The 25835-nt window shown below is 69.7% G+C and carries 30 protein-coding genes; 16 read left to right on the forward strand and 14 right to left on the reverse strand.

Going from position 1 to position 25835, the window contains the following annotated elements; translation table 11 throughout:
• Positions 1 to 158: 158 nt before the first annotated feature.
• Entirely contained in the window at positions 159 to 989 is an 831-nt protein-coding gene (locus tag ACWD0F_RS04185; RefSeq protein ID WP_449872443.1) for a M23 family metallopeptidase, read from the forward strand.
• A gap of 41 nt (positions 990 to 1030) precedes the next feature.
• Here the strand turns inward: ACWD0F_RS04185 and ACWD0F_RS04190 are convergent, their stop codons facing one another.
• On the reverse strand, positions 1031 to 1213 hold the full coding sequence (locus ACWD0F_RS04190; protein ID WP_449872444.1) for a hypothetical protein: 183 nt from the start codon (positions 1211 to 1213) through the stop codon (positions 1031 to 1033).
• Between the two features lie 83 nt (positions 1214 to 1296).
• Positions 1297 to 2052, reverse strand: coding sequence for an A/G-specific adenine glycosylase (locus ACWD0F_RS04195; RefSeq protein WP_449872933.1), 756 nt, complete (start codon positions 2050 to 2052; stop codon positions 1297 to 1299).
• Positions 2053 to 2247: 195 nt separating this feature from the next.
• Here ACWD0F_RS04195 and ACWD0F_RS04200 point away from each other — a divergent pair, with 195 nt between their 5' ends.
• Positions 2248 to 2922 carry a hypothetical protein gene (locus ACWD0F_RS04200; RefSeq protein ID WP_449872445.1) on the forward strand — a complete coding sequence of 225 codons (675 nt, stop codon included), beginning with the start codon at positions 2248 to 2250 and terminating at the stop codon, positions 2920 to 2922.
• A 65-nt stretch (positions 2923 to 2987) separates the two neighbouring features.
• Here the strand turns inward: ACWD0F_RS04200 and disA are convergent, their stop codons facing one another.
• Genes disA through ACWD0F_RS04225 form a run of 5 tightly spaced genes read right to left on the reverse strand, consistent with a single transcriptional unit; the run spans position 2988 to position 6965 of the window.
• On the reverse strand, positions 2988 to 4064 hold the full coding sequence (gene disA, locus ACWD0F_RS04205) for a DNA integrity scanning diadenylate cyclase DisA (protein WP_449872446.1): 1077 nt from the start codon (positions 4062 to 4064) through the stop codon (positions 2988 to 2990).
• 40 nt (positions 4065 to 4104) lie between these two features.
• A complete protein-coding gene (gene radA / locus ACWD0F_RS04210; RefSeq protein WP_449872447.1) occupies positions 4105 to 5511 on the reverse strand; it encodes a DNA repair protein RadA in 1407 nt (468 codons plus the stop codon).
• 37 nt (positions 5512 to 5548) lie between these two features.
• On the reverse strand, positions 5549 to 5854 hold the full coding sequence (trxA, locus tag ACWD0F_RS04215; protein WP_449872448.1) for a thioredoxin: 306 nt from the start codon (positions 5852 to 5854) through the stop codon (positions 5549 to 5551).
• Positions 5855 to 5856: 2 nt separating this feature from the next.
• Complete coding sequence (locus tag ACWD0F_RS04220; protein ID WP_449872449.1) at positions 5857 to 6225, reverse strand: MerR family transcriptional regulator; 369 nt, start codon at positions 6223 to 6225, stop codon at positions 5857 to 5859.
• A 41-nt stretch (positions 6226 to 6266) separates the two neighbouring features.
• Positions 6267 to 6965, reverse strand: a complete 699-nt coding sequence (locus tag ACWD0F_RS04225) for a class I SAM-dependent methyltransferase (protein WP_449872450.1) — start codon at positions 6963 to 6965, stop codon at positions 6267 to 6269.
• A gap of 90 nt (positions 6966 to 7055) precedes the next feature.
• Between ACWD0F_RS04225 and ACWD0F_RS04230 the strand changes: the two genes are divergently transcribed.
• The 7 genes from ACWD0F_RS04230 (at position 7056) to ACWD0F_RS04260 (ending at position 13809) form a co-directional block, all read left to right on the forward strand.
• On the forward strand, positions 7056 to 7865 hold the full coding sequence (locus ACWD0F_RS04230) for a sugar phosphate isomerase/epimerase family protein (RefSeq protein WP_449872451.1): 810 nt from the start codon (positions 7056 to 7058) through the stop codon (positions 7863 to 7865).
• Positions 7862 to 8632, forward strand: a complete 771-nt coding sequence (locus ACWD0F_RS04235) for a class I SAM-dependent methyltransferase (RefSeq protein WP_449872452.1) — start codon at positions 7862 to 7864, stop codon at positions 8630 to 8632. Before ACWD0F_RS04230 ends, ACWD0F_RS04235 begins: the two co-directional genes overlap by 4 nt.
• Positions 8633 to 8670: 38 nt before the next feature.
• Positions 8671 to 9252, forward strand: a complete 582-nt coding sequence (locus tag ACWD0F_RS04240) for a TetR/AcrR family transcriptional regulator (protein ID WP_449872453.1) — start codon at positions 8671 to 8673, stop codon at positions 9250 to 9252.
• A 113-nt stretch (positions 9253 to 9365) separates the two neighbouring features.
• Complete coding sequence (locus tag ACWD0F_RS04245; protein WP_449872454.1) at positions 9366 to 11471, forward strand: (Fe-S)-binding protein; 2106 nt, start codon at positions 9366 to 9368, stop codon at positions 11469 to 11471.
• A 148-nt stretch (positions 11472 to 11619) separates the two neighbouring features.
• Complete coding sequence (locus tag ACWD0F_RS04250) at positions 11620 to 12414, forward strand: hypothetical protein (protein WP_449872934.1); 795 nt, start codon at positions 11620 to 11622, stop codon at positions 12412 to 12414.
• Positions 12411 to 13478: a glycosyltransferase gene (locus ACWD0F_RS04255; RefSeq protein ID WP_449872455.1), complete on the forward strand. Its 1068-nt coding sequence runs from the start codon at positions 12411 to 12413 to the stop codon at positions 13476 to 13478. The genes ACWD0F_RS04250 and ACWD0F_RS04255 overlap by 4 nt, the downstream gene beginning before the upstream one ends.
• 49 nt (positions 13479 to 13527) lie before the next feature.
• The gene (locus ACWD0F_RS04260; protein ID WP_449872456.1) at positions 13528 to 13809 is read left to right on the forward strand and encodes a metal-sensitive transcriptional regulator; all 282 of its coding nucleotides are present in this window, start codon (positions 13528 to 13530) and stop codon (positions 13807 to 13809) included.
• Positions 13810 to 13917: 108 nt separating this feature from the next.
• On the opposite strand, the gene ACWD0F_RS04265 is transcribed toward ACWD0F_RS04260, so the two are convergent.
• Together ACWD0F_RS04265 and ACWD0F_RS04270 are read right to left on the reverse strand one after the other, a co-directional pair.
• Positions 13918 to 14154 carry a hypothetical protein gene (locus tag ACWD0F_RS04265; RefSeq protein WP_449872457.1) on the reverse strand — a complete coding sequence of 79 codons (237 nt, stop codon included), beginning with the start codon at positions 14152 to 14154 and terminating at the stop codon, positions 13918 to 13920.
• Positions 14155 to 14292: 138 nt separating this feature from the next.
• Positions 14293 to 15621, reverse strand: a complete 1329-nt coding sequence (locus ACWD0F_RS04270; RefSeq protein WP_449872458.1) for a hypothetical protein — start codon at positions 15619 to 15621, stop codon at positions 14293 to 14295.
• Between the two features lie 149 nt (positions 15622 to 15770).
• Here ACWD0F_RS04270 and ACWD0F_RS04275 point away from each other — a divergent pair, with 149 nt between their 5' ends.
• On the forward strand, positions 15771 to 16577 hold the full coding sequence (locus ACWD0F_RS04275; RefSeq protein ID WP_449872459.1) for a hypothetical protein: 807 nt from the start codon (positions 15771 to 15773) through the stop codon (positions 16575 to 16577).
• Here ACWD0F_RS04275 and ACWD0F_RS04280 read toward each other — a convergent pair.
• Positions 16549 to 17070: a gamma carbonic anhydrase family protein gene (locus ACWD0F_RS04280; RefSeq protein WP_449872460.1), complete on the reverse strand. Its 522-nt coding sequence runs from the start codon at positions 17068 to 17070 to the stop codon at positions 16549 to 16551. The two genes, ACWD0F_RS04275 and ACWD0F_RS04280, sit on opposite strands and share 29 nt — an antisense overlap.
• Before the next feature lie 150 nt (positions 17071 to 17220).
• Between ACWD0F_RS04280 and ACWD0F_RS04285 the strand changes: the two genes are divergently transcribed.
• Positions 17221 to 18384, forward strand: coding sequence for a hypothetical protein (locus ACWD0F_RS04285; RefSeq protein WP_449872461.1), 1164 nt, complete (start codon positions 17221 to 17223; stop codon positions 18382 to 18384).
• 377 nt (positions 18385 to 18761) lie between these two features.
• Here the strand turns inward: ACWD0F_RS04285 and ACWD0F_RS04290 are convergent, their stop codons facing one another.
• The 4 genes from ACWD0F_RS04290 to ACWD0F_RS04305 form a co-directional block, all read right to left on the reverse strand.
• Complete coding sequence (locus ACWD0F_RS04290) at positions 18762 to 19004, reverse strand: hypothetical protein (RefSeq protein ID WP_449872462.1); 243 nt, start codon at positions 19002 to 19004, stop codon at positions 18762 to 18764.
• 123 nt (positions 19005 to 19127) lie between these two features.
• A complete protein-coding gene (locus tag ACWD0F_RS04295; protein WP_449872463.1) occupies positions 19128 to 19880 on the reverse strand; it encodes a GntR family transcriptional regulator in 753 nt (250 codons plus the stop codon).
• A 153-nt stretch (positions 19881 to 20033) separates the two neighbouring features.
• Positions 20034 to 20576 carry a VanZ family protein gene (locus ACWD0F_RS04300; RefSeq protein ID WP_449872464.1) on the reverse strand — a complete coding sequence of 181 codons (543 nt, stop codon included), beginning with the start codon at positions 20574 to 20576 and terminating at the stop codon, positions 20034 to 20036.
• A gap of 73 nt (positions 20577 to 20649) precedes the next feature.
• Positions 20650 to 21357: a dienelactone hydrolase family protein gene (locus tag ACWD0F_RS04305; protein ID WP_449872465.1), complete on the reverse strand. Its 708-nt coding sequence runs from the start codon at positions 21355 to 21357 to the stop codon at positions 20650 to 20652.
• A gap of 130 nt (positions 21358 to 21487) precedes the next feature.
• On the opposite strand from ACWD0F_RS04305, the gene ACWD0F_RS04310 reads away from it, so the two are divergent.
• From ACWD0F_RS04310 to ACWD0F_RS04330, 5 genes are all read left to right on the forward strand, one after another.
• Positions 21488 to 22897, forward strand: coding sequence for an aldehyde dehydrogenase family protein (locus tag ACWD0F_RS04310; protein ID WP_449872466.1), 1410 nt, complete (start codon positions 21488 to 21490; stop codon positions 22895 to 22897).
• Positions 22890 to 23687, forward strand: a complete 798-nt coding sequence (locus ACWD0F_RS04315; RefSeq protein WP_449872467.1) for a 2-keto-4-pentenoate hydratase — start codon at positions 22890 to 22892, stop codon at positions 23685 to 23687. Before ACWD0F_RS04310 ends, ACWD0F_RS04315 begins: the two co-directional genes overlap by 8 nt.
• A 23-nt stretch (positions 23688 to 23710) precedes the next feature.
• Positions 23711 to 24115 carry a RidA family protein gene (locus ACWD0F_RS04320; RefSeq protein WP_449872468.1) on the forward strand — a complete coding sequence of 135 codons (405 nt, stop codon included), beginning with the start codon at positions 23711 to 23713 and terminating at the stop codon, positions 24113 to 24115.
• Positions 24112 to 24627 (forward strand): 3-hydroxyanthranilate 3,4-dioxygenase, encoded by a 516-nt coding sequence (locus tag ACWD0F_RS04325; protein WP_449872469.1) that lies wholly within the window; start codon positions 24112 to 24114, stop codon positions 24625 to 24627. Before ACWD0F_RS04320 ends, ACWD0F_RS04325 begins: the two co-directional genes overlap by 4 nt.
• Positions 24628 to 24710: 83 nt before the next feature.
• Positions 24711 to 25832, forward strand: coding sequence for an ABC transporter substrate-binding protein (locus tag ACWD0F_RS04330; protein ID WP_449872470.1), 1122 nt, complete (start codon positions 24711 to 24713; stop codon positions 25830 to 25832).
• Positions 25833 to 25835 lie beyond the last annotated feature (3 nt).

Here is a 25835-nt window from a genome sequence, read left to right on the forward strand (position 1 = left end):
CGATCATCATGCCGTCACCGTCGGGCCATCAACATCCAGGATCTTGATGTTCGACCGTATTCCCCCGTTCCAGAGGTAGCACCCCAATGACCGGAAGACCGGATCGGCCGACGGCCCTCACATCAGCACCCATTGCCCTGCTGTTCGCTCTCACGACGGTGCTGCTTCCCCAGGCCGCCTCCGCGGCTTCTGCCGGAAGCTTGGCCGCCGCCCACAAGAGTCCGTTCACCTGCGGCAAGACTTTCAACGCCAACAACTGGTCCCCCGGGCACAACCCGTCGGGTTCCATCGACTGGCAGAACTATGGGAGCGATGGCACCAACGGTGAGACCGTTCGTGCCACCGCCGGCGGCACCGCGTACTTCCACGACGAGGGAAGCAAGAGCTACGGCAAGTGGGTGGAGGTCCGTCACGGTGATGGGACCAGAACCCGCTACGCCCACCTCGCGACCATGGTGCGGGCGGCCGGCGGGTCGTTGAGCGTCGGCCAGGGCACCACGATCGGGACGGTCGGTTCCACCGGCGGCTCCGAGGCTCCGCACCTGCACTACGAGCAGCGGACCTCCAGCGGAGCGATGGACACCAGCCCCACCGTGGAGGGCGTGACCGTGTCCTTGGGCCAGAAGAAGGCCGTCAGGAGCACCAACGGTTGCGGCGGCAGCAGCAGCAACCCCAACACGGCCACGCAGGTCTGCGGCTCCGGTTACGCGGTCATCGACTCGGCCGCCCTGACCGGCGGTCGCGCCTATCTGCTCTACAACTCGGGCAACGGCTTCAACTGCGTCGCGACGCTGAAGACGACGAACCTCGGGAAGGCGTCGCCGGTGTCGGCCTTCCTCGAACCGCAAGGGGCAAGCAGGACGACGAACTCAGGAGGTTTCAGCTACTACGCCGGGCCTGTCAAGCGGGCTGCGTCTGGCAAATGCGTCAAGTGGGGCGGCTCTGTCGGGAGCAGCTCGTACACCAGCCCCTTCGAACACTGCGGTTAGTGAGAACACTGCCCCCAGCGTGGGGGCAGCGGCTCGCGCCGTCATCCGCTCTGCTCCAGCGGGTGCTCCCGGGTCACCTTGCCGTCGGCGACCTCGATCACCCGGTCGGCACACCGCGTCGTCAGACGCTCGTCGCGCGTCACCATGAGCAGCGTCTGGCCGATCTGGCCTAGGTCGATCAGCAGGCCCATCACCTGCTCGCCGGAGCGGCTGTCCAGGGCCACATCGTCCAGCGCGGGTGGTGGTCCGGATCACGTGGCCGTTCTCCGAGTCGGTGGTGTCCTGGATCGGGGTGCCGTTCTCAAGGTCAGGTGGGTAGCCGGTATGTGCCGTCGTCGAGGGATTCGGCCAGGCCGTCGGCGATCAGGCCGTCCAGGGCGCGCTCGCGCTGCTCCGCCTCGTCCCACACCACGTCGAGTGCGGCCTTGGGCACCGGGCCGTGGGCCGAGCGCAGCACCTCCAGCAGGCGGCCCCGGCACTGGCGGTCCGTGCCCGCGTACGTCTGGCCCTTGCGCGCGGGGCCCGCGTGCGGTGGCTTGCCCGCCAGGCGCCAGGCGCATTGACGGGTGATCGGGCAGTCGGCGCAGCGCGGGGACCGGGCCGTGCAGACCAGGGCGCCCAGCTCCATCACGGCCACGCCCCAGCGGGCGGCGCCCAGCTCGGGCAGGAGGGTCTCCGCCAGCCGGCGCTCGGCCGCGGAGGTGGCCGTCGGAGGATACTCCTCGGCGCGCACCGCCCTGGCGAACACCCGGCGGACGTTGGTGTCGAGCACGGCGTGGCGTCCGCCGTAGGCGAAGCTGGCCACCGCGGCGGCGGTGTATTCGCCGATGCCGGGCAACTCCAGCAGGGTCGCGTGGTCGGACGGCACCTCGCCGCCGTGCTCGTCGGTGATGGCTCTGGCGCACGCGTGCAGGCGCAGTGCTCTGCGGGGGTAGCCGAGCCGGCCCCAGTGGCGTACGGCCTCGCCGGGTTGCTCGGCGGCCAGCGCTTCGGGGGTGGGCCAGCGTTCCATCCACTCGTGCCAGATGGGCAGGACGCGGATGACCGGGGTCTGCTGGAGCATGATCTCGCTGACGAGGACACCCCAGGGTGTCGCGTCGTCGGTGCGCCACGGGAGATCTCGGGCATTGTCCTCGTACCAGGCCAGAACGGCGGCGTGCAGGAGGTGGGGTTCAACCACGCGGTCAAGGGTATGCCTAGATTCCACATCCCGGCGTGTCATCACTCTTCGGCGCGCCGCGATTCCCATGCTGAGCGTATGGACCCGGATACGATGCGTGGGGACGGCGCGGACGTTTACTGGCGGCGGCGGATGAGCGTGCTGGTAGCGGTGCTCGTCGTGGTGGCCGTGGTGGCGTGGGCGTGCTCCACCGGGGGCAGCGGGCCTGAACGCACGTCGAGCGCGCAGGTCTCACCGAGCGCTACGCCTGCCGCAGATCCGCTGCTGGCAGGGCTGCGTACGCTGGCCATGGGCACTGCGAGCCCGTCCCCCACCCCCACCACCGCCAAAACGTCGCCGGCCGCGCAGCCGAAGCGGCCCGGCGGCCCTTGCACCGAGACAGACCTGGTGCTCAGCCTGCAGGGGGGCAAGGAGGAGATCTACGCGGGGGACTCGCGGCCTGCCTTCATGGTCACGCTGGTGAACACCGGCCCCGTGATGTGCACGGCCGACGTGGGCCCGCGCGCCATGGAGATCCGCATCACCTCGGGGGCGGACCGCATCTGGTCCACCGCCGACTGCGTGAGCGGGCCGGGCTCGGATGTCGAGCAACTGCAGCGTGGGGTGCCGTACGTGCGGTCGCTGGAATGGGATCGGCGCCGCTCCAGCACCGACTGCCGCGCCTCACCGGCGGCCGCGCTGCCGGGGACGTACGTGGCCACGGTGCGCATGGGCACGCTCCGCAGCGTCAAGGGCGTCTTCCACCTCCGCTGACGCCCGCCTGTCCGGGCCCGTTGCCGCGGCGCTGGGCCGACATCTGCGGAGCGGTGGTGGCTGGTCTACACGTAGCGTTCGAGGATGGAGGACTCGGCGAGGCGGGAGAGGCCCTCGCGGACGCTGCGGGCGCGGGACTCGCCGACGCCTCCGACCTCCTGGAGGTCGTCGATGCTGGCGGCCAGCAGCTTCTGCAGGCCGCCGAAGTGGTTGACCAGGCGGTCCACCACCGTGGCCGGCAGCCGGGGGACCTTGGCGAGCAGGCGGAAACCGCGCGGGCTGACGGGGCTGTCGAGCTTGTCGGACCCGTTGTGGCCCAGGACGTGGGACACCGTCGACAGGTCGAGGAGCTCGCTGCCCGACAGCTTGTCCAGGTCGTGCATGGCCTCGGCCAGGCGTCGCTGCCGGCGGCCGGCCGGCGCGGGGAGGTAGTCGCGGACGACCAGCTCGCGCTCCGAGTCGACGCCCGCGACCAGCTCGTCGAGCTGCAACGACAGCAGGCGGCCGTCCGTGCCGAGCTCCACCACGTAGCCCTTGATCTCGTCGGAGATGCGGCGGACCATCTCCAGGCGCTGCGCCACGGCCGCGACGTCTCTGACCGTGACCAGATCCTCGATCTCCAGGGCCGAGAGCGTGCCCGAGACCTCGTCGAGGCGGTGTTTGTAACGTTCGAGGGTGGCCAGGGCCTGGTTGGCCTTGGACAGGATCGCGGCGGACTCCTCCAGGACGTAGCGGATGCCGTCGAGGTAGAGGGCGATGATGCGCATCGACTTGCTGATCGCGATGATCGGCAGGCCCGTCTGCCTGGCCACGCGCTGGGCGGTGCGATGGCGGGTGCCGGACTCGTCGGTGACGATGGAGGGATCGGGCACCAGATGCACGGCGGCGCGGATGATCTTATGGTCGCCGCTCACCACGATGGCGCCGTCCATCTTGGCCAGCTCGCGCAGCCTGGTGGCCGAGAAGTCGACGTCGAGCTCGAACCCGCCGCTGCAGACCTCCTCGACGGCCCTGTTGTGGCCGAGCACGATCAGCCCGCCGGTCTGCCCGCGCAGGATCCGCTCAAGGCCGTCGCGCAGTGGTGTGCCCGGTGCCACAGCGGCCAGGGCTTCGCGACGGCGATCGTCAAGACTCCTGTCCACCTGACCCCCGTGTCGATCGGTCACGCTCAGCTTAGCCGTGCTATGTGACGTGTGTGAGTGCGTCCCATACGTTCTCCGCCTGGAACACTTCGAACCCGGCCGCGAACGCCACCGGGCCCACCGGCACCAGGGCACGCTGCCCGTCACGCCGTCGCCCGGCTTCTTCGAGGCTGCCGGCCGGCACGAGGGCCCGCTTGAAACCGAGCCTGGCGGCCTCGGTCAGCCGCCGGCGTACGTCCTTGACCGGGCGCAACTCGCCGGCCAGCCCGACCTCGCCGAGCGCCACCAGGCCGGGGGGCAGCGGCTTGTCGCCGGCCGCGCTGGCCACCGCGAGCATGACCGACAGGTCGACGGCCGGATCGGCCAGCTTGAGCCCTCCGACGGTCGCGGTGAAGACGTCGCAGCCGCCGAGGCGGGCGTTGAGCCGGCGCTCCAGGACCGCGAGGATCATCTGCACGCGGTAGGTGTCGAGCCCTGATGAGGTGCGTCTGGGCTGCTGGGCCTCGGTGCGGGCCACCAGCGCCTGGACCTCGGCGGGCAGCGGGCGGGTGCCCTCGACCGTGACCGTGACGCAGGTGCCGGGCACCGGCTCGCTGCGCCGGGAGACGAACAGGCCGCTCGGGTCGCTGATGCCCTCGATGCCCCGCTCGTGCAGATCGAAGCAGCCGATCTCGTCGGTGGGGCCGAACCGGTTTTTGATCGCGCGCACCATGCGCAGCCTGGAGTGGCGGTCGCCCTCGAAGCTGAGCACCACGTCGACCAGGTGCTCCAGCGTGCGGGGGCCGGCGATCGAGCCCTCCTTGGTGACGTGACCGACCAGCACGGTGGCCATGTTGCGCTCTTTGGCCAGGCGGACGAGGTTGGCCGCCACCTCGCGCACCTGCGTCACCCCGCCGGGCACGCCTGTGGTCTGCGCGGAGCCGATCGTCTGGACCGAGTCGACCACCAGGAGCTTGGGCTGCACCTTCTCCACGTGGGCCACCAGGGCCGACAGGTCGGTCTCGGCGGCGAGATAGAGCTGGTCCTGGATGGCGTCGATGCGGTCGGCCCGCAGGCGCACCTGGGCCGCCGACTCCTCGCCTGTCACGTAGAGGACCATGTCGCGCTCGGCGATGCGGGCCGCCGCCTGCAGCAGCAGCGTGGACTTGCCGATGCCCGGCTCGCCCGCCAGCAGCACGACCGCGCCCGGCACCAGACCGCCGCCCAGGACGCGGTCGAGCTCGGCCACGCCCGTCGTGCGCGCGGCCGCCACCTCGGCCCTGACCTGGCCGATCGGGACCGCCGGGGTGGTGGTGGCACCGGCCTGGACGACGTTGACGCCGCCCCGCGCGCCCTCCTCGTCGACCGTGCCCCACGCCTGGCACTCGCCGCACCGGCCCACCCACTTCGTGGTGCGCCAGCCGCACTCGGCACAGCGGTATCCGGGCTTCTGGGCAGTCTTGGCCATGCGGAGCAGGCTAGCGGTAGGAACCGACAATCTGGGACTACGCCAGGCCCAGCTCCGAGACGAGCATGCGCTTGGGCTTGGCGCCCACGATCTGCTTGACGGGCTCGCCGTTCTCGAACAACAACATCGTCGGCACGGCCATGACGCCGTAGCGGGCCATGATCTCCGGGTTCTCGTCGGTGTTGAGCTTGCCGATGGTCAGGCCGTGCTCGGCCTCGATCTGCTCCAGCACGGGACCCACCATGCGGCACGGCCCGCACCACTCGGCCCAGAACTCGACCAGCACCGGCTTGTCGTTCTTGAGCACCTGCTCCTCGTAGTTGGCGGTGGTCAGTGTGATCATCTTCATCCCCTCACGAAGCAACCCGGGCACGACTGCGCGAGCTGGGCGGCGACCTCGGCGCGGCGGGCGAGCAGGACGCGGATCTCCGCGTCGATCTCGGTGAGCTTGCGCTCGTAGACCTCGACCGACTCGGCGCACGATCCGCCTGTGCTGTGCCCCTTGCGCAGGCAGTCGACGAACGGCCGGGTGTCCTCCAGCGTGAACCCGACGCTCAGCAGGGCCCGGATCTCGGACACCAGCTTGACGTCGGCCTCGTCGTAGTCCCGGTAACCGTTGGAGCTGCGCCGGGCGTCGAGCAGCCCGGCCTGCTCGTAGTAGCGGAGTGAGCGGGTGCTCACCCCGGTCCGTTCCGCCAGCTCCCCGATGCGCATGCCACCACCGTAAACCTTGACACTTACGTCAATGTCAAGCCTCAGTAGTGGCGCCAGCGCAGCACGTTCGGATAGAAGAGCTCCAGGCCCGGCGTCTCGGCGATGGCCTGCTCGGCCACCTCGGGCGTGAACTCGATGCGCAGCACCGCCTCCAGGTCGGCCCGCCGCTCGAAGGCCATGCGGAGGTCGAGCGGGCGCCGCTGCCAGCCCTGGCGGTCCCAGAACGCCTCGACCTCCCGCGCGGAGTAGGACGGCACCGTGCGGGAGAACCAGCGGCCGAAGGATCCCCGTGTGGCGTCGAGGTCGACGACGAAGGCCGTGCCGCCGCGGCGGACGACCCGGGACAACTCGCGCAGTCCGGGTTCGCACCCGGGCCCGAAGAAGTACGCCCAGCGCGCCATCGCCACGTCCACACTCGCGCCGGGCAGCGGCAGCTCCTGGGCCGCGGCCGCGTGCACGCTCACGTTGGCCAGTCCCGCGCAGCGGCGGCGGGCCAGCACGGCCAGGTCGCCGTGCGGCTCCACGCCGATCACCTGGGACGCCTCACGGGCGAGCACCGGCAGGTGGTAGCCGGTGCCGCAGCCGATGTCGAGCACGGCGGCGCCGTCCCAGGACCGGAGCTCGCGCATCGCCGCGTCGGCCGCGCCCTCGGGGTCGGCGGCGCGGTTCTCCAGCTCGTAGATCTGGGGGGTGTTCCAGATATTCGGGCTCGGGATCGCACCTTTCGCTATCCGTGGCATGCCCTAACGGTAGGTGCGGCGAACCGCCGGACGCGACGCACCCTGGGGGGCTCGCGCGCCAGATCCGCTTCACCGGCTTAGGCTGGCAACGTGGCTGATGTCATCCGCGTGCCCAATGCGAAGATCGCATTGTCCACCGCTTCGGTATATCCGGAACGCACTCCTGACGCGTTCGAGCTGGCAGCGCGCCTGGGTTATGACGGCGTGGAGATCATGGTGGGCGCCGATCCGGTGAGTCAGGACATCGACGTGATCGAGCGGCTCTCCGAGCACTACGAGGTTCCCGTCCTGGCCATCCACGCGCCCTGCCTGCTGGTCACGCAGCGCGTCTGGGGTCGCGATCCCTGGGCCAAACTGGTCAAGGCGCAGAAGGCGGCCGAACGGCTCGGCGCCTCCACGGTCGTGGTCCATCCGCCGTTCCGCTGGCAGCGCGACTACGCCCGCGACTTCGAGACCGGGCTGGCCAGGATGCGGGAGGAGACGAATGTCCTGTTCGCGGTCGAGAACATGTTCCCGCTGCGCGCCCGGGCCAACGACGTGGTCCCCTACTCGCCCGACTGGAATCCGATCGACTACGACTTCCCGCACGTCACGCTGGACCTGTCGCACACCGCCGTCTCCGGCTCCGACGCCATGGAGATGGCCGTCAAGCTCGGCGACAGGCTCTCCCACCTGCACCTGGCCGACGGCATGGGGGTGACCAACAAGGACGAGCACCTGGTGCCGGGCCGGGGCAACCAGCCGTGCGCCCAGATGCTGGAGCGCCTGGCGGGCACCGGCTACACCAAACTGGTGGTGCTGGAGATCAACACCCGCAAGGCGGCCAGCCGCACGGAGCGGATCGACGATCTGGCCGAGGGGCTGGCCTTCGCCAGGCTGCACCTGGCGGCGTCCACATGAACATAGGACCGATCAGGGATCTCGGCAGGGTGTTCGACAGCGTGGCGGACGCCTACGACGCGGGCCGGCCCGCCTATCCCGACGAGATGTACCGCGCGCTGACGGAGGTGTCGGGCGTCGACCTCGACGGCGCCACGACGGTCGACGTCGGCGCCGGCACGGGCATCCTGACGCACGCGCTGAGGGCGCGCGGCTCGCAGGTGATCGCGGTCGATCCGGGCGTGGAGATGCTGGCCCGCCTGATCTCCAGGTCCGACGACGGCCCGCCGGTCGTCGCCGCCGTGCTGGCGGACGGCAACGCGCTGCCGCTGGCCGACGACGTGGCCGATCTCGTGACGTACGCCCAGTCGTGGCACTGGCTCGACCCCGTGGTCTCGATCGCCGAGGCCCGGCGGGTGTTGCGCCCGGAGGGCGCGATCGTGGGCTGCTGGAACCTGCACCACGCCGCGCAGGCCGAATGGCTGGCCGCCTACGAGTCCCGCCTGGCCGAGGCGGTGCCGGCCTACTGGGGCCCGGCGGTGGAGCAGTGGTCGGTGCCGCCGATCGCCGCCGCCTTCGAGGTGATCGAGGAGCGCTGGATCCCCTGGACGCGCCTGGTCGGCATCGACGACTTCCTGCTCGACCTGCGCTCGCACTCCTACATGGCGGCGCTGTCGCCCGGGGCGGCCGACCGGCTCGTCGAGTGGCAGCGGTCGGAGCTGCGCGCGGAGTTCCCCGAGGGCGTGCTCTCGGTGCCGATGCGCGTCTACCTGGCGGTGGGCCGGTGACGCATCCAGGCGAGCGGGCCGCCGCACGGAGTGAGGCCGTGAGCGCGAAGCGCCGCCCCGGCCGCCGGCCGGGCTCGGCCGACACGCGCGGGGAGATCCTCACGGCGGCCAGGAAGGTGTTCGCCGAGAAGGGCTTCGACAAGGCCACCGTGCGCGGCATCGCCAGGGAGGCCCAGGTCGACCCCGCGCTGGTGCACCACTATTTCGACACCAAGGAAGGCATGTTCGCGGCGGCCATGCAGTTGCCGATCACGCCGGAAGCGGTCATCCCGCTGCTGCTCGACGGGCCTCGGGAGGAGATCGGGGAGCGGCTGGTGCGCATGATCCTGCGGGTCACGTCGGAGCCGGAGACCCGCGAGCCGATGGTGGCGCTGATCCGCTCGGCGATGACCAACGACCAGGCGGTCACGATGTTCCGTGAGTTCATCTCCAACGCGCTGCTCTTCCAGGTGGCCGACCGGCTCGAAGTGCCGCATCTGCGGATCGAGGCGGCGTTCGCGCAGATGTTCGGCGTGATCATGGGGCGTTATGTGATCAAACTGGAGCCGCTGGCCAGCGCCGGTCACGATGAGCTGGTGGAGCTGCTCGCGCCGACGATTCAGCGTTACTTCACGGGGTAGAGCATTGTTCTGTAATAGGCGGTGACCTTAGGGTATGTCGCGTACGCCAGTGATGTTACTCGTTAGTAGGATCAACAACGTACGCTGGCAGCCGACGTCTTGGGAGGGACCCCGTGCTCTGGGTAGCCATCATCGGGCTTGTCATGACCGTCGCGGCCGTGGCCGTGGCCGGTCGCAGGACGCAGTTCCTGTACAAGCTCGCGACCGTGGGGCCTCCGGCGCCCGAACGCGTCGAATACGCCAGGACGCATGCGGCCGATGAGGTGAAAGCGCAGATCGTCGAGGTGTTCGGGCAGAAGAAGCTGCTCAAGTGGACACCGTCGGGCGTCGCGCACTTCTTCGTCATGTGGGCGTTCTTCATCCTGCTGACCGTCTACATCGAGGCGTACGGCGCGATCGTCCAGGGGGCGATCACCGGCACTCCCGACTTCCACATCCCGCTCATCGGGACGTGGGGGGTGCTCGGCCTCCTGCAGGACTTCATCGCGGTGGCCTGCGTGCTCGGCCTGATCGCCTTCGCGGTCATCCGGATCAAGAACTCGCCGGACAAGCTCGGCCGCCGCTCCCGCTTCTCGGGCTCGCACCTCGGCGGCGCGTGGCTCGTCCTGTTCATGATCTTCAACATCATCTGGACGCTCTTCCTCGCCCGCGGCGCCGCCGCCGCCAACGGCAACTTCCCGTACTCCTCCGGCGCCTTCGTCTCCCTCGCGATCGGCGACGCGCTGCCCGCCAGCTCGCTGCTGGAGGAGATCGCGCTGCTCCTGCACATCGGCTTCATGCTGGTGTTCCTGGTCATCGTGGTGCACTCCAAGCACCTGCACATCTTCACCGCGCCGCTCAACGTGCTCTTCTCGCGCCGCCCCGACGGCCTCGGCGCCGCGCCGGAGATGCGGGTGGACGGCAAGCCGGTCGACTTCGAGGACGAGGACCTCGACCCTGAGCGGCTCGGGCGCGGCAAGATCGGTGACACGACCTGGAAGGGCTTCCTCGACTTCTACTCCTGCACGGAGTGCGGCCGCTGCCAGTCGCAGTGCCCGGCGTGGAACACCGACAAGCCCCTGTCGCCGAAGATGCTCATCCTCGACCAGCGCGACCACGCCTTCAAGGTGGCCCCGTACCTGATGGCGGCCGCGGGCGGCGTGGAGCACACGGACACCGACGTGCTCGCGCTGCTGGAGAAGCCGCTCGTGGGCGAGGACGGCGTGATCCACCCCGACGTGCTCTGGTCCTGCACCAACTGCGGAGCCTGCGTCGAGCAGTGCCCCGTGGACATCGAGCACATCGACCACATCCTCGACATGCGCCGCTACCAGGTGATGGTGGAGTCGTCGTTCCCGTCCGAGGCGGGAGTGATGGTGAAGAACCTGGAGAACAAGGGCAACCCGTGGGGCATGGCCGAGACGAAGCGGGCCGACTGGATCGAGGAGCTCGACTTCGAGGTCGAGATCGTCGAGGAGAAGATGCCCGAGGACGCCGAATACCTCTTCTGGGTCGGCTGCGCGGGCGCGCTCGAAGACCGGGCCAAGAAGACCACCAAGGCCGTGGCCGAGCTGTTGCACATCGCGGGCGTGAAGTTCGCGGTGCTCGGCCCGATGGAGGCGTGCACCGGTGACCCGGCCCGCCGCCTGGGCATGGAATACCTGTTCAACATGCTCGCCCAGCAGAACATCGAGACGCTGAACGAGGCCGGCGTCAAGAAGATCGTCGCCACCTGCCCGCACTGCTTCAACACGCTCGCCAACGAATATCCGCAACTCGGCGGCACCTTCGAGGTCGTGCACCACACGCAGTTGTTGTCGAAGCTGGTCGACGAGGGGCTGCTCACCCCGATCACCCCGATCGAGGAGAAGATCACCTATCACGACCCGTGCTTCCTCGGCCGCCACAACAAGGTCTACTCCCAGCCCCGCGACATCATGTCCAAGGTGCCCGGCGTGCAGACCCAGGAGATGCACCGCCACAAGGACCGCGGCTTCTGCTGCGGGGCCGGCGGCGCGCGCATGTGGATGGAGGAGCGCATCGGCAAGCGCATCAACACCGAGCGCGTGGACGAGGCGCTGACCACCGATCCCGACACCGTCTCCACCGCGTGCCCGTTCTGCATGGTGATGCTCGGTGACGCCATCAACGAGAAGAAGAACAGCGGAGAGGCCAAGGAGTCGCTCGAAGTCGTGGACGTGGCGCAGCTCTTGATCAAATCAGTCAAAGGTGCTACCTGACCGCTGAAAGTCGGACTCCTCCACACAAGATGTGGAGGAGTTCCGCATGTCAACGGATGTGGTCGCAAGAAATCTGGCATCCACATAACGGGAAAATCACGGTAACCTCAACGTCGCATGGCTCTATTCGACGGGGAGGGGGGTCGTGATGGGCGTCGTTGTCACGGACGCCGAGGTCACCCTGGCCGACGTGCTCTCCCTACGACTCGCCATCGACGAACCACTGGAATCCGGCACCGAGCTCGTGCTGCGGCACCGCACGACGGGTGTCGAACGTGACGTGCTGCTCGGCACGCCGGGCGCCAGGTCCCGCGAGGCCTCGCTGACGGTGTCGCTGGCGCCGCTGGAGCTCACCGCCGGGCGCTGGGACGCCTACCTGCGCCGTGACGGCAGGCGCAGCAGGCTGATCAGCGTCGATCCGGGCTTCTCCCTCGACCACCTCGACGCGTACGCCCTGTGCAAGCGCACCCTCGCCTACCGCTCCTACCGCACCCGCAACGGCTTCCTCGCGCTGAAGATCTCCGACGCGGAGCCGGCCGCCGAGGTGCGCTCCGTCTGGTTCAGGGAGGGCCGCTTCGAGGTGATGGGGCTGCTGGCCTTCACCGGGCTGGAGGACGACGACTCCCGGCACGAGGCCCAGCTCACCCTCGACCGCAGGCAGATCAGCGCCCGCGTGTCGGTCACGGCCACCGTCCAGGGCGTGCGTTTCCACGCCGCCGTGTCGCTGGTCGACGTGGTCGCGGCCGACCCCGACACGACGGGCGTCTGGGAGCCCGCGCTGGAGGTCGAGGGCGTGCCCACGGCGCTCAAGCTGGGCGCCAGGCTCGACGACGTCGACGGCAAGCGCCGCAGGCTGCACTATCCCTCGTTCAAGGTGGACGGCGTGCCCATCAGGCCCTGTTACACCGCCGACGACGAGCTCAGGATCGAGGTGGGCGGATGAAGGTCAGCCTCCTTCTCACCTCCGCCTACGGCATGCGGGGCGACGCCCGCGCCACGCTCAACCTCGCCACCGCTCTGTCGGAGCGGCATGACGTCGAGGTGATCAGCGTCAGGCGGCAGCGGGAGAAGCCGTTCTTCCCCGTCGGCCCCAAGGTGGCCCTGCGCAGCGTGGTCGACGCCAGGCCGGGGGTGCGGCACCTGCTCCCGCGCGGGCAGGTGCGCACCGAGGTGGCGCTCTGGCGGGTGCTGCGCAACCTCAAGTCGGACGTGCTGATCACCACCAGGCCGGGGCTCGGCGTCCAGGCCGCCAGGCACGCGCCGCGCGAAACTCTGAAGATCGCCAGGGAGTGGGGCCGGCCGGCCGTGCCGGGCCCGGTCAAACGTTTCTATCCGCGCCTGAGCGCCGTCGTGACGGCCACGGAGTCCGCTCAGGAGGAGTGGGCCAGGCTCCTGGGCGGCGAGCCCGTCGTGCACTCCGTGCTGGACGCGCTGCCGGGCGGCCCCTGGCCGCGCTCGCGGATGGACAACAGGATCGTGGCCGCCGGCGGGCGCTGGGTGCCGACCAAGGCCTACGACCGGCTGATCGAGGCGTTCGCGCTCGTCGCGGACAAGCGCCCCGACTGGCGGCTGAGACTGTACGGCGGCGGCCCCGAGGAGCGGCGGCTGCGCTCGCTGGTGCGCGAGCTCGATCTGCACAACCACGTCTACTTCATGGGCACGACGCCGGACCTGGCGGGCGAGTTCGCCAAGGCGTCGATCGTGGCCACCACCTCGCGCACCGAGGACCTGGGGATGACGGTGCTGGAGGCCATGGGCTGCGGGGTGCCCGTGGTGGCCTTCGACGGGGCCAGGGGGCCGAGGGAGTTCGTGGCGACGGGCTACAACGGGGTGCTGGTGCCGGAGACGGACGACGACCTGCGGCTCTTCGCGGCGGCGCTGCTGGCGCTGATCGACGACGAGCGCAGGCGGCGCTCCCTCGCGGCCGGGGCGCGGGACACGGCGGTGCGCCATTCGGCCGGCGAGGTGGCCGAGCAGTGGGAGAAGCTCATCGCCGGCCTCCGCTGATCGCGCTGTGTGCGGGGCTCCCTATACGGGTTACGGGTACCGTAGAAGCATGCATGGGTACAGCGGAGACAAGCAGGCCTATCTGACGCGCCTCAGGCGAATCGAAGGACAGATCCGGGGCCTGCAGCGCATGGTCGAGGACGACGCCTACTGCATCGACGTGCTCACCCAGGTCTCCGCGGCCACGCGCGCGTTGCAGGCGGTGGCGCTGGGGCTGCTGGAGGAGCACATCTCGCACTGCGTCGCCGAGGCGATCAACACGGGCGGGCCGGAGGCCGAGGCGAAGGTCAAGGAGGCGTCGGCGGCCATCGCGCGCCTCGTCCGCTCATAGCGGTAGCCGGTGCGCATTGACTAGTTATGTGAAACCCCGGAAACCGTCGTTCCTGACCCCTTTGGAGTCGGGAACTAGGTCCCCGGGGCTAGTAATCGTTGATGGTCTTCAGCGGCTCGCCGAAGTCCGCAATCCGAGCGCGTCGTCGAGTTCGTCCAAGGTCAGCCGCCGCTCGCTGACAGCCACGGCCGTGAGCACCTCGGCGTAGAGCGCAATCTCGTCCAACGCGACACGGTCGTGGACCCGAGAGTCCAGGTCGTCGTGCCCCACCGCGTCGTCCTTCCTTCCGCAGCCCACACCCTCTACGAGGTTACGGCGCAGGGCCCTTCCGGCGACATGGCCCATCGGAGTCATTCCTTTCCGCGCCCCAGGGCCCCAGTGGGATCATTTCCCGAATCCGAGATCACAATTCAGCGAATTTGCAGTCGCTCGCCGATTGGAACGATATGGGAGGGGTTATGGTGAAATAGAGGTATTAGTGCGTTAGGTGTGCCATGTGTGGTCATCGTCGCGTTCATGGACGATCTTGCGGACGAGCGCCGACTGTCCCGCCAGCCCCCGTTCCGGCACCTTCGCCCCCGTCAGGCGACCCCATGCCAGACCCATGGCGTACGCGGCGCCCAGCACCGCCGCGGCCCCGCCCCGATCCGGCGGCTCCAGCACCGGTGTGGCAGCCGCGGGCGCCTCATCCGGACGAGCCTGTACGGGAAAGCCCTCCGGCTGCGTCGACTCGGCCGCCGAGGTGCCGGTCAGCCCCGCCCGCTCCAGCTCCGCGTAGACCGGCCGCAGCCGGTGGTCGAGCCGGCCGGGCAACGTCTTCCTGGAGTCGGACAGATCGGCCAGGAACGTGGCCGCCGCCCGCCGCGGATCGGGCGTGAAGGCCAGCGCCTCGACCAGGTCGTAGACGGAGTGGGCGAAATGCGCCTCGGGGTCGTTCTCCACGAGCAGGGCCCGGCACAGGCGCGACGGGCAGCGCGCCAGCCACGTCCGGCGCATCGCCTCGTCGTCCTGGTGCGCTTCGCCGAGCTCCGGGCGGCGTAGCACGGGCTCGACCATCGTAAGCAGCGCGAGCGCCCGTGGCCTGAAGCGGATGTCGGACATCAGGATCTGCGCGGTGTCCGCCATCACGGCGGCGAGCCTGAGCGCCTGGCGCGTCTGACCGGCCCGCGAGCGCTCGGCCACGAGCGTGACGAGGTCGAGCAGCGGCGGCGCGGGCAGCCAGCGCACCCATTCGTCGCCGGGCAGCGAGCGGCGCAGGTATTCGCCGAAGATGGTGATCATCCGCTCGTTGCCGTCGAAGGCGGGCGCGTACGCGCACCACATGATCGTCCCCCACATGGCGGCCACCGTGCTCGGGACGTCGGAGGCGAAGATCTGGTCGAAGGCGGTCAGCGGATAGTCCAGCTCCGACTTGCGCCCGGCGGCCCGCAGCGACACTCTGAGCCGCTCGGTGAGTGCCTCGGAGACGTCGGGGCCGATGAACGCCTGGGTGGAGCCGGGCTCGGCGTGGAAGTCGAAGCCGTCCGGCACCACGGCGTCGGGGAGCGCGGCCGCGGCGTGCCGGCCCTGGCGCGCCCGCGTCCCCCTCGGCGGCGGCGCCAGATGCCAGCGGCCGTCGGCGGGATCGTGCAGGTGCCAGCGCGCGTGCGCGCCGAAGAGCCACCGATCGCCGTCGGAGGTCACGAGCATTCTGGCGGCCAGGACGTGGGCGCGATCGGGCACGGAGAGGCCCTGCCACCGCGGGTCCGCGACCATCGCGCGGACCTCCGCCTCGGTGGCGGTGAACGCATCCCAGGGTCGCACGGCCGTCATCGTACTGGGCGTATTCGGATCATCCATCGGCATTTCACGGCAGAATGACCGCTATGAGGGCGAAGGTAGCAGGGACGTTGGCGGTCGTAAGCGTGCTCGCCGGGTGCGGCACGACTACGGCGGCACCACCCTCTCCCACGGGAGCGGGCGTGCTCACCCTCGCCAACGCCACGCCGCCAAGGCCGGGCGGTGAGGTCGGCGCGGCCTCGACCGAGTTCGCCGAGACGACCGACCTGTCCATGTGGACCAAGCTCAGCAAGACCGAGAAGGACGTCGACAGGCTCAGCAAGTACGACGTGAACAAGACCGCCAAGGGCTCGATGTACCTGGAGCCCAACACGTCGGCGTGGTTCGACGGCTTCCGGGGGCCCTTCGTGTATCAGGAGCTGGCCGGCGACATCGTCATGCACGCGCGGGTCAAGGTCGAGGGCAAGAAGGGCGGCCTGCCCAAGCGGAAGTTCTCCCTGGGCGGGCTGATGGCCAGGCAGCCCGGCTCGTACGCCAAGCCCAACTGGGTGTCGGTCACCACCGGCACCGCGGAGAAGAGCGGCCAGGTCGAGGCCAAGTACACCGCGGACGGCAGCTCCAAACCGGTGGAGCTGGCCGTCAAGGCCGGCTGGGTGGACCTCGTCCTGGCCAGGGTGGGCCGCGTCTTCGTCGCGCTGTACAAGGAGGACGACGGAATGTGGAAGGTCGCCCAGCGCTGGCCCTCGACCCTGCCCGACGTTCTGCAATGGGGTGTCACCGCCTATTCCGATTGGGAGAGCTACAACGCCCTCGCGAAGGACGCGACGAAGGGCAACGCCAAGCAGGTCAAGGGCCGGCCCGACGTCAAGCTGACCGTCGACTTCGTCCGTTTCCTGCGGCCGGAGCTGCCGGAGTACGCCGATCCGCTCAACAACGCCTCGGTGTCGGACGAGGTCCTGATCAAAGCGATGACGCCTGCCGGTGCCTGAGCGCCTTGGCCTGGTAGGTGTCCGGCGTGCGGGCGAAGGAGGCCCGGTCGTCGTCGGTGAGCTCGCGCACGATCTTCCCGGGCACGCCGGCGACCAGCACGCCGGACGGGATCTTCTTGCCCGGGCCGACGAGCGCGCCGGCCGCCACCAGCGTGCCGGCTCCGACGCGGGCGCCGCCGAGCACGATCGCGCCGATGCCGATCAACGCGCCGGACTCCACATGGGCGCCGTGCACCATGGCCTTGTGGCCCAGGCTGACCCGGTCCTCCAGGGTCGCCGGCTCGCCGGCGTCGGCGTGCAGGCAGCACAGATCCTGTACGTTGCACTCCTCGCCGACCTCGATCCGCTCATCGTCCCCCCGGAGAACGGAGCCGTACCAGATGCTGGACGCCCGGCCCACGCGTACGTCGCCGACGACGACGGCGGTCGGCGCGATGTACGACTCGGGATGTATGTCGGGGACTGCTCCGTTGTCCAACGCTGCTATGTACATTCGAGACATCGTAATTCCCGGTCCGGGTATGGCGTTCGGGTTGCGGACGTGGGCAGATGGCAGGAAAGTCGTTTCCTGACGTCTCGCTGTCAGACCCTCACAACCCGCAGCTTTCCCCCGCCGCACGCAAACCACCTTTAGGTAACCCCCATGACAAACCAGCACGAGAGCATTCCCGATCTGATGCAAGAGGACACCTTCGAAGTCGTGATGCGCGGCTACAACCGCCGCCAGGTCCACGACTACATGATCCGGACCCGTAACCAAGTGAGAGATCTGGAAGAGCGGCTGGCACGGGCGATCGACCAGGCGGAGCAGGGCCGCGTCGAGCTGGCCGAGGCCAGGCGGCGCATGGTCGAGACGCCGCAGAGCTACGAGGACCTCAGCCCCAGGCTCGCCCAGATCCTGCGCCTCGGCGAGGAGGAGGCCACGGCCAACAGGGAGGACGCGGTGGCCGAGGCCGCCAGCGTGCGCGAGGCGGCCAAGACGGAGGCCGAGCGGCTCGTGTCGTCCTCCCGTGAGACCTCCGACAAGATCCTCACCTCCGCGCAGTCGGAGGCCGAGCGGCGGGTCGGCGAGGCGACGCAGGCGGCGGAGCGGATGCTGGCCCAGGCCGGCGCGGACGCGGAGGAGCAGCTCACCTCCGCCCGCACCGAGGCGGAGGACGTCCTGCGCGAGTCGCGGACCGAGGCCGAGCGGGTCTTCGCGGCCGCGCAGTCGGAGTCGGAGCAGCTCCTGCAGGGCGCTCACACGCAGGCCGAGCAGCTCGTGTCGCAGGCTTCAGCGGAGGCCGAGTCGATGCTCACCAACGCGCGCCAGCGCACCGCCGTGCTCGACGAGCAGGCCGGCCGCAGGGTCGACTACCTGAGCAACACGCACACCGAGGTCGTGCGGCGGCTGACGGAGATCGGCTCGGTGCTCGGCGACCTCATGCGCACCGAGTCGGCGGCCGGGTCGCTGGTCCCCGACTCCGCCATGCCCCCGGTCGCGCCCCAGGAGGACGTGCGGGTCATCCTCGACGAGGACGACCGGCCGCGGCACGCCCCGGACGCCTCCGGCGACGCGCCCGAGCAGACGCGCGGCCAGTCCGAGGACGCGCCCACCCAGGGATTCGAGAACACGCCCGATCAGGGACTTGAAGACGCGCCCACCCAGAGACTTGGGGACGCGCCCGCTGAGGGACTTGGGGACGCGCCCGCCCAGGACCCTGAGGACGCGCCCGCTCAGGGACGTGAGGACGCGCCCCCGCAGGGACGGAGCCTGTCCGACGACACCGACGTGACCCTCGTCCGGCTGTCCGAGATTCGCAAGTAACTCACGCACGAAAGAGCCTTCGCCGCCGGCGGGGGCTCTTTCGTGTCCCGGCCGCCAGATAGATCTGGCCTCGTGGTGAGTGAGACGCGATGGCCGGTGCTGACCGTCAGGCCGGGCTGAGCCCGCCGGCAGGACGTCCAGGAGGGACGCACGATCGAGTGACCGGCCGCGACGGCGTGGGTTTCCGTCACGTCCGGGCACCGCCGCCGCGATCACGCGACCGTTCGGGGCGGAAGCCCCCGCCCCCGATAGGGTCGGAGGCTTCCGCGATCGTGGCCCCTCCTGCTTGGGGGCCCGGTACCGGGGCCGCCGAGACGCTGGACCCGGCACCGGGCTGCTTGGGGGACGCCTGCCGCGGAACACGCCCACGGCCTGCGTCACGACGGTGCGGGACCGGCGCGCCACTGGTGCTGCTCGCCGGCCCTTCTCTCCTGGTCCCGGAGATGGTCGCGCAGACCGTCCGGGTCGTCCGCATCGATGGTCATCGCACATCCGGCGTCGCGCTGCGCCGCGCTCAGCGGATGGTGCCGCGTGGCCCACCAGCGGCCCGCGTCGCTCCGCCAGATGGTCCACTGGGGGTACTCCCGGGCGATCTCGGCAAGATGCCGATCAAAGGACATCGCTGTCCACCTTTCCCGGGCCCCCAGGCGAGGTTCCATCTCCTTCGACGATGCGGTACCTCTCTAGAGAATTCAATGATCGTGATGGACAGGTCAACCTATCGCTTGACAGATCGGGTTGAACTACGCGTCGAAGTCGTACTGGAGTACGTATGCGGCCGAGTCCAGCACCATCTCGTTGACCTCGATCGGCATCCCGCCCGCCGTGTACGCGGTCCGCGCGATGACGATCACCGGTGTACCGCCCGGCAGATCGAGCAGCGCGCTCTCGCGCGGCCCGGGCATGCGGGCCCGCACCTCCTCGGTGAAGTGGGCCGGGGGCAGCCCCAGGTCGCCGAGCCTGGCGTAGACGCCGCCGGGCCCGGTGTCGGCGAGGGTGATCGCGCTGCCCTCCACCAGGTGGGCGGGGAAGTAGGACGTGGCCAGTTGCACGGGTCTGGCGTCCACCGAGTAGCGGCGCCGGCGCACCCAGACCTCACCGCTGTCGAGCACCGCGGCCACGTCCTCGGTGGCTCGCTCCAGCACCACCTCCATCCGGTCCACCGTGAAGGGCCTGCCGCGCGTGTCGGCGTCCCAGATGGCCCGCCCCTGACCCCACTGCTCTCGTGACAGGCGGCGCGAGCCGTGCCTGCGTATCGGTTTGAACAGCCGCACATAAACCCCCGAACCTCGTTTGGGTACCGCCAGCCCTTCATTGATCAGTACGGCAAGCGCCTGCCTGGCGGTGGCTCGTGCGATTGCGTAGTCGGCCATCAGTGCGTTCTCGCCCGGTAGTCGGTCCCCGTCGCGCAGTTCGCCGGAGAGAATCCGGGCGCGGAGGCCGTCGGCGATGCGTCGATAGATAGGGGGTTCATGGGGTACCGGGGATTCAGACACGTTATGATCACCCTCTGTCACCAACCAGGTTCTGGCGTCTCCAGAGAACTTGCCCCGTCTTGTCCACGATCGCACAGATACAGGCGATGGTCGCGGGCAGATTTTGAGCGGATCGTGCCTATGTGGTGAATTCCGCAGTGTTTTAGCGGGCCGTTACCGTGGAACGGTCCTGGCCGGTACCCGACCGGCCCACCAGCGGCGAGTAACCAGACCGGCGAGCGCCGCCCCCGCTGTGTTGAGGATGACGTCGTCGACGGAGGAGAGACGGCCCAGGTGCAGGGCGTGCTGGAGCACTTCGACCAGGACCGAAAAGGCCGCCGCGATGGCCGCAACGCGGGCGGTGGAGGACAAGCGGGCACTGCGTACCGGCAGCAGCGCCCCGAGCGCGGCGAACACCAGCAGGTTGCCTCCCACCTGCACCGACACCTCCTGCCATGGCGCCCAGAGCAGGTCCGCGAGATCGCTGAACGGAACGAGAACGACTCCGCTCTGACCGCTGGACGGCGTCAGGATCATCCAGATCCACGGAGCGGTCCCGGCCACGATGCCGATGTCGGCGATCGAGGTGCGCAGAGGCGCGGGATGGCCGCCGCGAGAGCGGTGGCGGAAGAGGAGCACGATGGCCGGCCAGGCCAGGGGGAGCGCAAAGGTACCAGCAATAATGACGTTTCCCCACAATTCCCACGTCCGCGCCATAAGACGATGATGGCGTTGATCTAGGGGTACCGGAAGCTGTCCATTCGGACAGGTCTCCAGGGGGCGCGCGGGGTCACGGGCGGACGGGCAGATGCTCGTCCAGGAAGCCGAGCGCCACCTGCCAGGCACGCTCCGCCGCCCCCGGCTCATGGAACATCGGTGACTCGCTGTTGTGGAAGGCGTGCCCGGCCGCCTCCTCGACGTGCGTGACCACGTTCGGCCTGGACCGGGCGGCCTGCTCGACGACGGCCACCCGGTCGCGCGGGATGTAGGGGTCGCTGCCGCCGAAGACCAGCAGGAGCGGCGCCGAGATGCGCTCCATGAGGCCCGTCGCGTCCGGTACGGCGGAGCCGTAGAAGGACAACACCGCGCCCAGCTCGACCTGGGTGGCGAGCATGTAGCCGAGGGAGCCGCCCAGGCAGAATCCGAGGGCGCCGGCACCGCCGCGCACCTGAGGCAGGGCGCTCAGATGGGCGACGGTGAGCGCGCAGTCGGCCACGCCCTGCGCGAAGTCGAAGCCGTCGGCCAGGGCGATCGCCGCCGCCGTGCCCTCCGGGGTGTGCTCGCCCAGCCAGCGCGGGCGCAGCCGCCAGAACAGGTCGGGCGCGGCCACCACGTAACCGCGCGCGGCCAGCTCCACCGCGACCTTCTCGATGTAGGGCCCGACGCCGTAGATCTCCTGGATCAGCAGGAGCCCCGGGCCGCCGTCGTTGTCGGGCAGCCACAGGTTGACGTCGAAGGAGCCGTCGTGGGCGGTGATCTGGTCTACGCGCGTGTGCATGTTCACCAGCATCGCTCATGGCGCGTGCCGCGTTCGAGGGAGACGATGCGATCGAGGGTTCCGTGTCCCGGGAGTCCCTGTTGTCCGCCGATCACTTCACGATCTATACAGGGGAGATGAGGAGAGTGTCGTGCTGACCCATTTCATCGGTGGCGAGCCGGTGGCCGCGGGGAAGGTGTTCCCCGTCCACGACCCGGTGACGGGCGCGGTGGTCAGGCAGGCCTACGAGGCCGATCCCGAGATCGTCGACAGGGCGGTGCGCGCGGCCAGGGAGGCGGCGCGCGACTGGGCGGCGATGCCCGTCGGCGAGCGCGCCGGGTGGATGCGGCGCCTGGCGGAAGGGGTGGAGGAGCGCTTCGACGACCTGGTGGCGGCCGAGATCGCCGACACGGGCAAGCCGCTCGACCAGACCCGTACGCTCGACATCCCCCGCGGCATCGCCAACTTCCGCGCCTTCGCCGAGATCGCCGCCCAGCGCCCCGACGACGCCTTCCACCTGTCGGGGGTGCTCAGCTACACCGTGCGCCGGCCGCTCGGCGTGGTCGCGGTGGTCGTCCCGTGGAACCTGCCGTTCCTGCTCATGACCTGGAAGCTCGCCCCGGCGCTGGTGTCGGGGAACACCGTGGTGGTCAAGCCGTCGGAGCACACGCCCGGCTCGGCCGCGGTGTTCGCGGAGATCTGCGCCGCCGCCGGGCTGCCCGCGGGCGTCGTCAACATCATCTTCGGCCACGGTTCCGCCGGCCGGCTCCTGGTCGAGCATCCGGGCGTGGACGCCGTGACGTTCACCGGGTCCACCGCCACGGGCACGGCGATCATGAAGTCGGTGGCCGACCGGGTCAAGCCGATCTCGTTCGAGCTGGGCGGCAAGAACGCCGGCCTGGTCTTCGAGGACTGCGATCTCGACCGGGCGGTCGAGGGCGCGGTGAAGTCGGTCTTCACCAACGGCGGGCAGGTCTGCCTGTGCACCGAGCGGCTGTACGTGCAGCGGACGATCTTCGAGGAGTTCTGCGACCGGCTCGCCGTCCGCGCCCAGACGGTGGAGCCCCAGCCCATGATCTCCGCGGAGCACCGCGAGAAGGTGCTCTCCTATTACGCCTTGGCCCGCTCGGAGGGAGCCAAGGTGCTCACAGGAGGCAGTGTCCCCGCGTTCGGTGATCATCGCGATTCCGGTTATTTCGTGGAACCAACGGTGGTGGCAGGCTTGTCGGAATGGTCGAGGTTCAACAGAGAGGAGATCTTCGGTCCCGTGTGCCACGTCGCCCCCTTCGACAGCGAGGCCGAAGCCGTCGACCTGGCCAACGGCAGCGAGTACGGCCTGGCCGCCACGCTCTGGACCACGAACCTCGACCGCGCCCACCGCGTGGCGCAGCGGCTGGAGGCCGGACTCGTCTGGGTCAACACCTGGTACGTGCGCGACCTGCGGACCCCGTTCGGCGGCGTGAAGTTGTCGGGGATCGGCAGGGAGGGCGGCCTCCAGTCCCTCGACTTCTACTCTGAACCCACGACGATCACCATCAAACTGGAGCAACCCGATGCATGACGAATGGTCCCAAGCCGTGGACGCGCGGACCCAGGCCGCCGACCGGCTGGCCGAGGCAGCGCGTTCCGGCAAACCATGTACGCCGATCAGGGACCTGGTCAGCACGGCGGCCGACGGGTACGCCGTACAGGAGATCAACACCCGGCGGGCGCTGGACGCGGGGCGGCGGCTGATCGGCCGGAAGATCGGCATGACCAACCCGGCGATGCGGCAGCGCTTCGGGATGGACGAGCCCGACTACGGCATGCTCTTCGCCGACGCGTCCTACTGCGACGGCCTGCCCATCCCGCTGGAGGGGCTCCTGCAGCCGCAGGCGGAGGCGGAGGTCGCGCTGGTGTTCGGCAAGGATCTGACGGGCGGCCCCTTCACCGTGGTCGACGTGCTCAGGGCGGTGGAGTTCGCGCTGCCCGCCATCGAGATCGCCGACTCGCGGATCGCCGACTGGGACATCACGCCGGCCGACACGATCGCGGACAACGCCTCGGCCGGGGTCTTCGTGCTGGGCAACACGCCCGTCTCGCTGGCGGGGGCCGACCTGCGCGCGGCCGGGATGACGATGACCCGCGACGGGCAGGAGGTGTCGGCGGGCTCCGGGGCCGCGTGCCTGGGCAACCCGCTCAACGCCGCCGTCTGGCTGGCCTCCGTGCTCGGCCCCACCGGCTACGCGCTGCGCGCCGGAGACGTGGTGCTGACCGGCGCGCTCGGCCCGGTGGTGCCCGTGGGTCCCGGAGACGTGTTCGAGGCGCGCATCGACGGACTCGGCTCCGTGCAGGCGGTGTTCTCGAAGTGAGAGAAAGGGGCAAGGCTCTTCGCGTGCCCGGCAAGGCAACTCCCCGAGGCCGCTTTCCGCATGTCAAGCGGGCCGGCGACTTCCTCTATGTCTCGGGCACCAGCTCCCGGCGGCCGGACGACACGTTCGTCGGCGTGGAGGTGGACAAGCACGGGTCGACGAACCTGGACATCCGTGCCCAGACCAGGGCGGTCATCGAGAACATCGGCGACATTCTCAAGGCCGCCGGCGGATCCCTCGCCGATCTTGTTCAAATCACCACATATTTGGTGAACATGAACGACTTCAAGGGCTATAACGAGGTCTACGCCGAGTTCTTCGACGAGGAGGGGCCGACCAGGGCGACGGTCGCGGTGCACCAGCTCCCGCATCCCCACCTCCTCATCGAGATGCAGGCCGTCGCCTATCATCCCCAGGAGCGATCATGATTCCCCCTCTTGACTTCACCAAGTGGATCGACGAGCACGCTCACCTGCTCAAGCCGCCCGTCGGCAACAAGGTGGTCTTCGAAGGGGCGGACGACTTCATCGTGATGGTGGTCGGCGGGCCCAACTCCAGGACCGACTTCCACGTGGATCCGTACGAGGAGCTGTTCTACCAGGTACGCGGCAACATGCACGTGAACGTCATGACCGAGGACGGCCCGCAGACCGTGCACGTGCGCGAGGGTCAGATGTGGTTGCTCCCGCCGCGCCTGCCGCACTCGCCGCAGCGGCCGGAGGAAGGGTCCGTCGGGCTGGTGATCGAACGGATCCGGCCGGAGGGCGAGCTGGAGAGGTTCCAGTGGTACTGCGCCGAGTGCGGCCATCAGGTGCACGAGGTCGAGCTGCAGGTGCGCGACATCGTCAAGGACCTGCCGCCGGTCTTCGAGGCGTTCTACGGCGACGAGAAGGCCCGCACCTGCGGCCGGTGCGGCGCGCTCCACCCCGGCAAGGGCTGAATGGTCATCGACGTACACACGAGCGCGCGCTGCGGCTGCTCGCAGCCGACGCAGAGGCGTTCCTGGGCTGAAGGGAGCTCCCCATGCGCGCTCCCGTGCTGGGGCTGCCGGTGGTCGGCCTGGCCGTGCTGATGGTCGCCGGCTGCGGTGGCTCGCTGCCGCCGCCCGACGAGGACCACCCGTTGGTCAAGGTCGGCGCGATCATCTCGCAGACCGGCGTGTACGCCGTGCTCGGCGACGACATGGAGGCCGCCATGCGCCTCTACCTGGACGACCACGGAGGCCGCCTGGGCGGCAGGCCGGCCGAGCTGATCGTGGCCGACGACACCGGCAGCCCGGAGCAGGGCCAGAAGGAGGCCGTGCGGCTCGTCGGGGACGAGGGCGTGGAGGTGATCACCGGGCTGATCGCCTCGCCCGTCGCCGTGTCGGTGGTCAAGGCCGCGGGCTCGACGCCGGTGGTGATCGCCAACGCGGGCGCCGACGGGCTGGGCGGCCCGAACGTCTTCCGCGTGTCGTACACCAACTACGCCCACGGCTACGCGGCCGGCCGCTACGCCGCGCGGACGTACGGCAGGCAGGGCGTCGTGCTCATGGCCTCCGACTACTCCGCGGGCGAGGAGACGCTCAGCGGCTTCACCGCGGGCTTCGGCGCCGAGCCGCTCAAGCGCATCCTCACGCCGTTCGGGCAGCAGGCCGACCTGGAGCCGTACCTCGCGCAGATCCCCGCGCGGGCCCGGCTCCTGTACGCCTTCTACGCCGGCGGCGACGCGGCCGCGTTCGTCACGGCGTTCAAGCGACTGGGCTACGACACCAGGATCAGGCTGCTGGCCTGCCAGAACCTCACGGACGAGGACGTGCTGCGGGCCGTCACCACCGACGCGGAGGGCATCACGAGCGTCGGCATGTACTCTCCCGCGCTGGACAACCCGGACAACATCGCCTTCGTGGCCCGATGGCGGGCCAGGACCGGCCGGAACCCGTCCACGGTGGCCCTGCAGAGCTGGGACGCGATGCGGCTGATCGACACGGCCCTGGCCAGGGGCGGCGATCTGACGCGGGAGCTGGCCGAGGTGGGGGAGCTGGGCGGGCCGCGCGGCAGGTTCCGGCTGGACGCTGCGCACGACCCGGTGCAGAACTGGTATGCACGTACGTACCAGAATGGCATAAACCGGGTCATAGCGACCATCCCGCCACAACAGGAGTGAACG

This window comes from Nonomuraea sp. NPDC002799 (genome assembly GCF_053592075.1).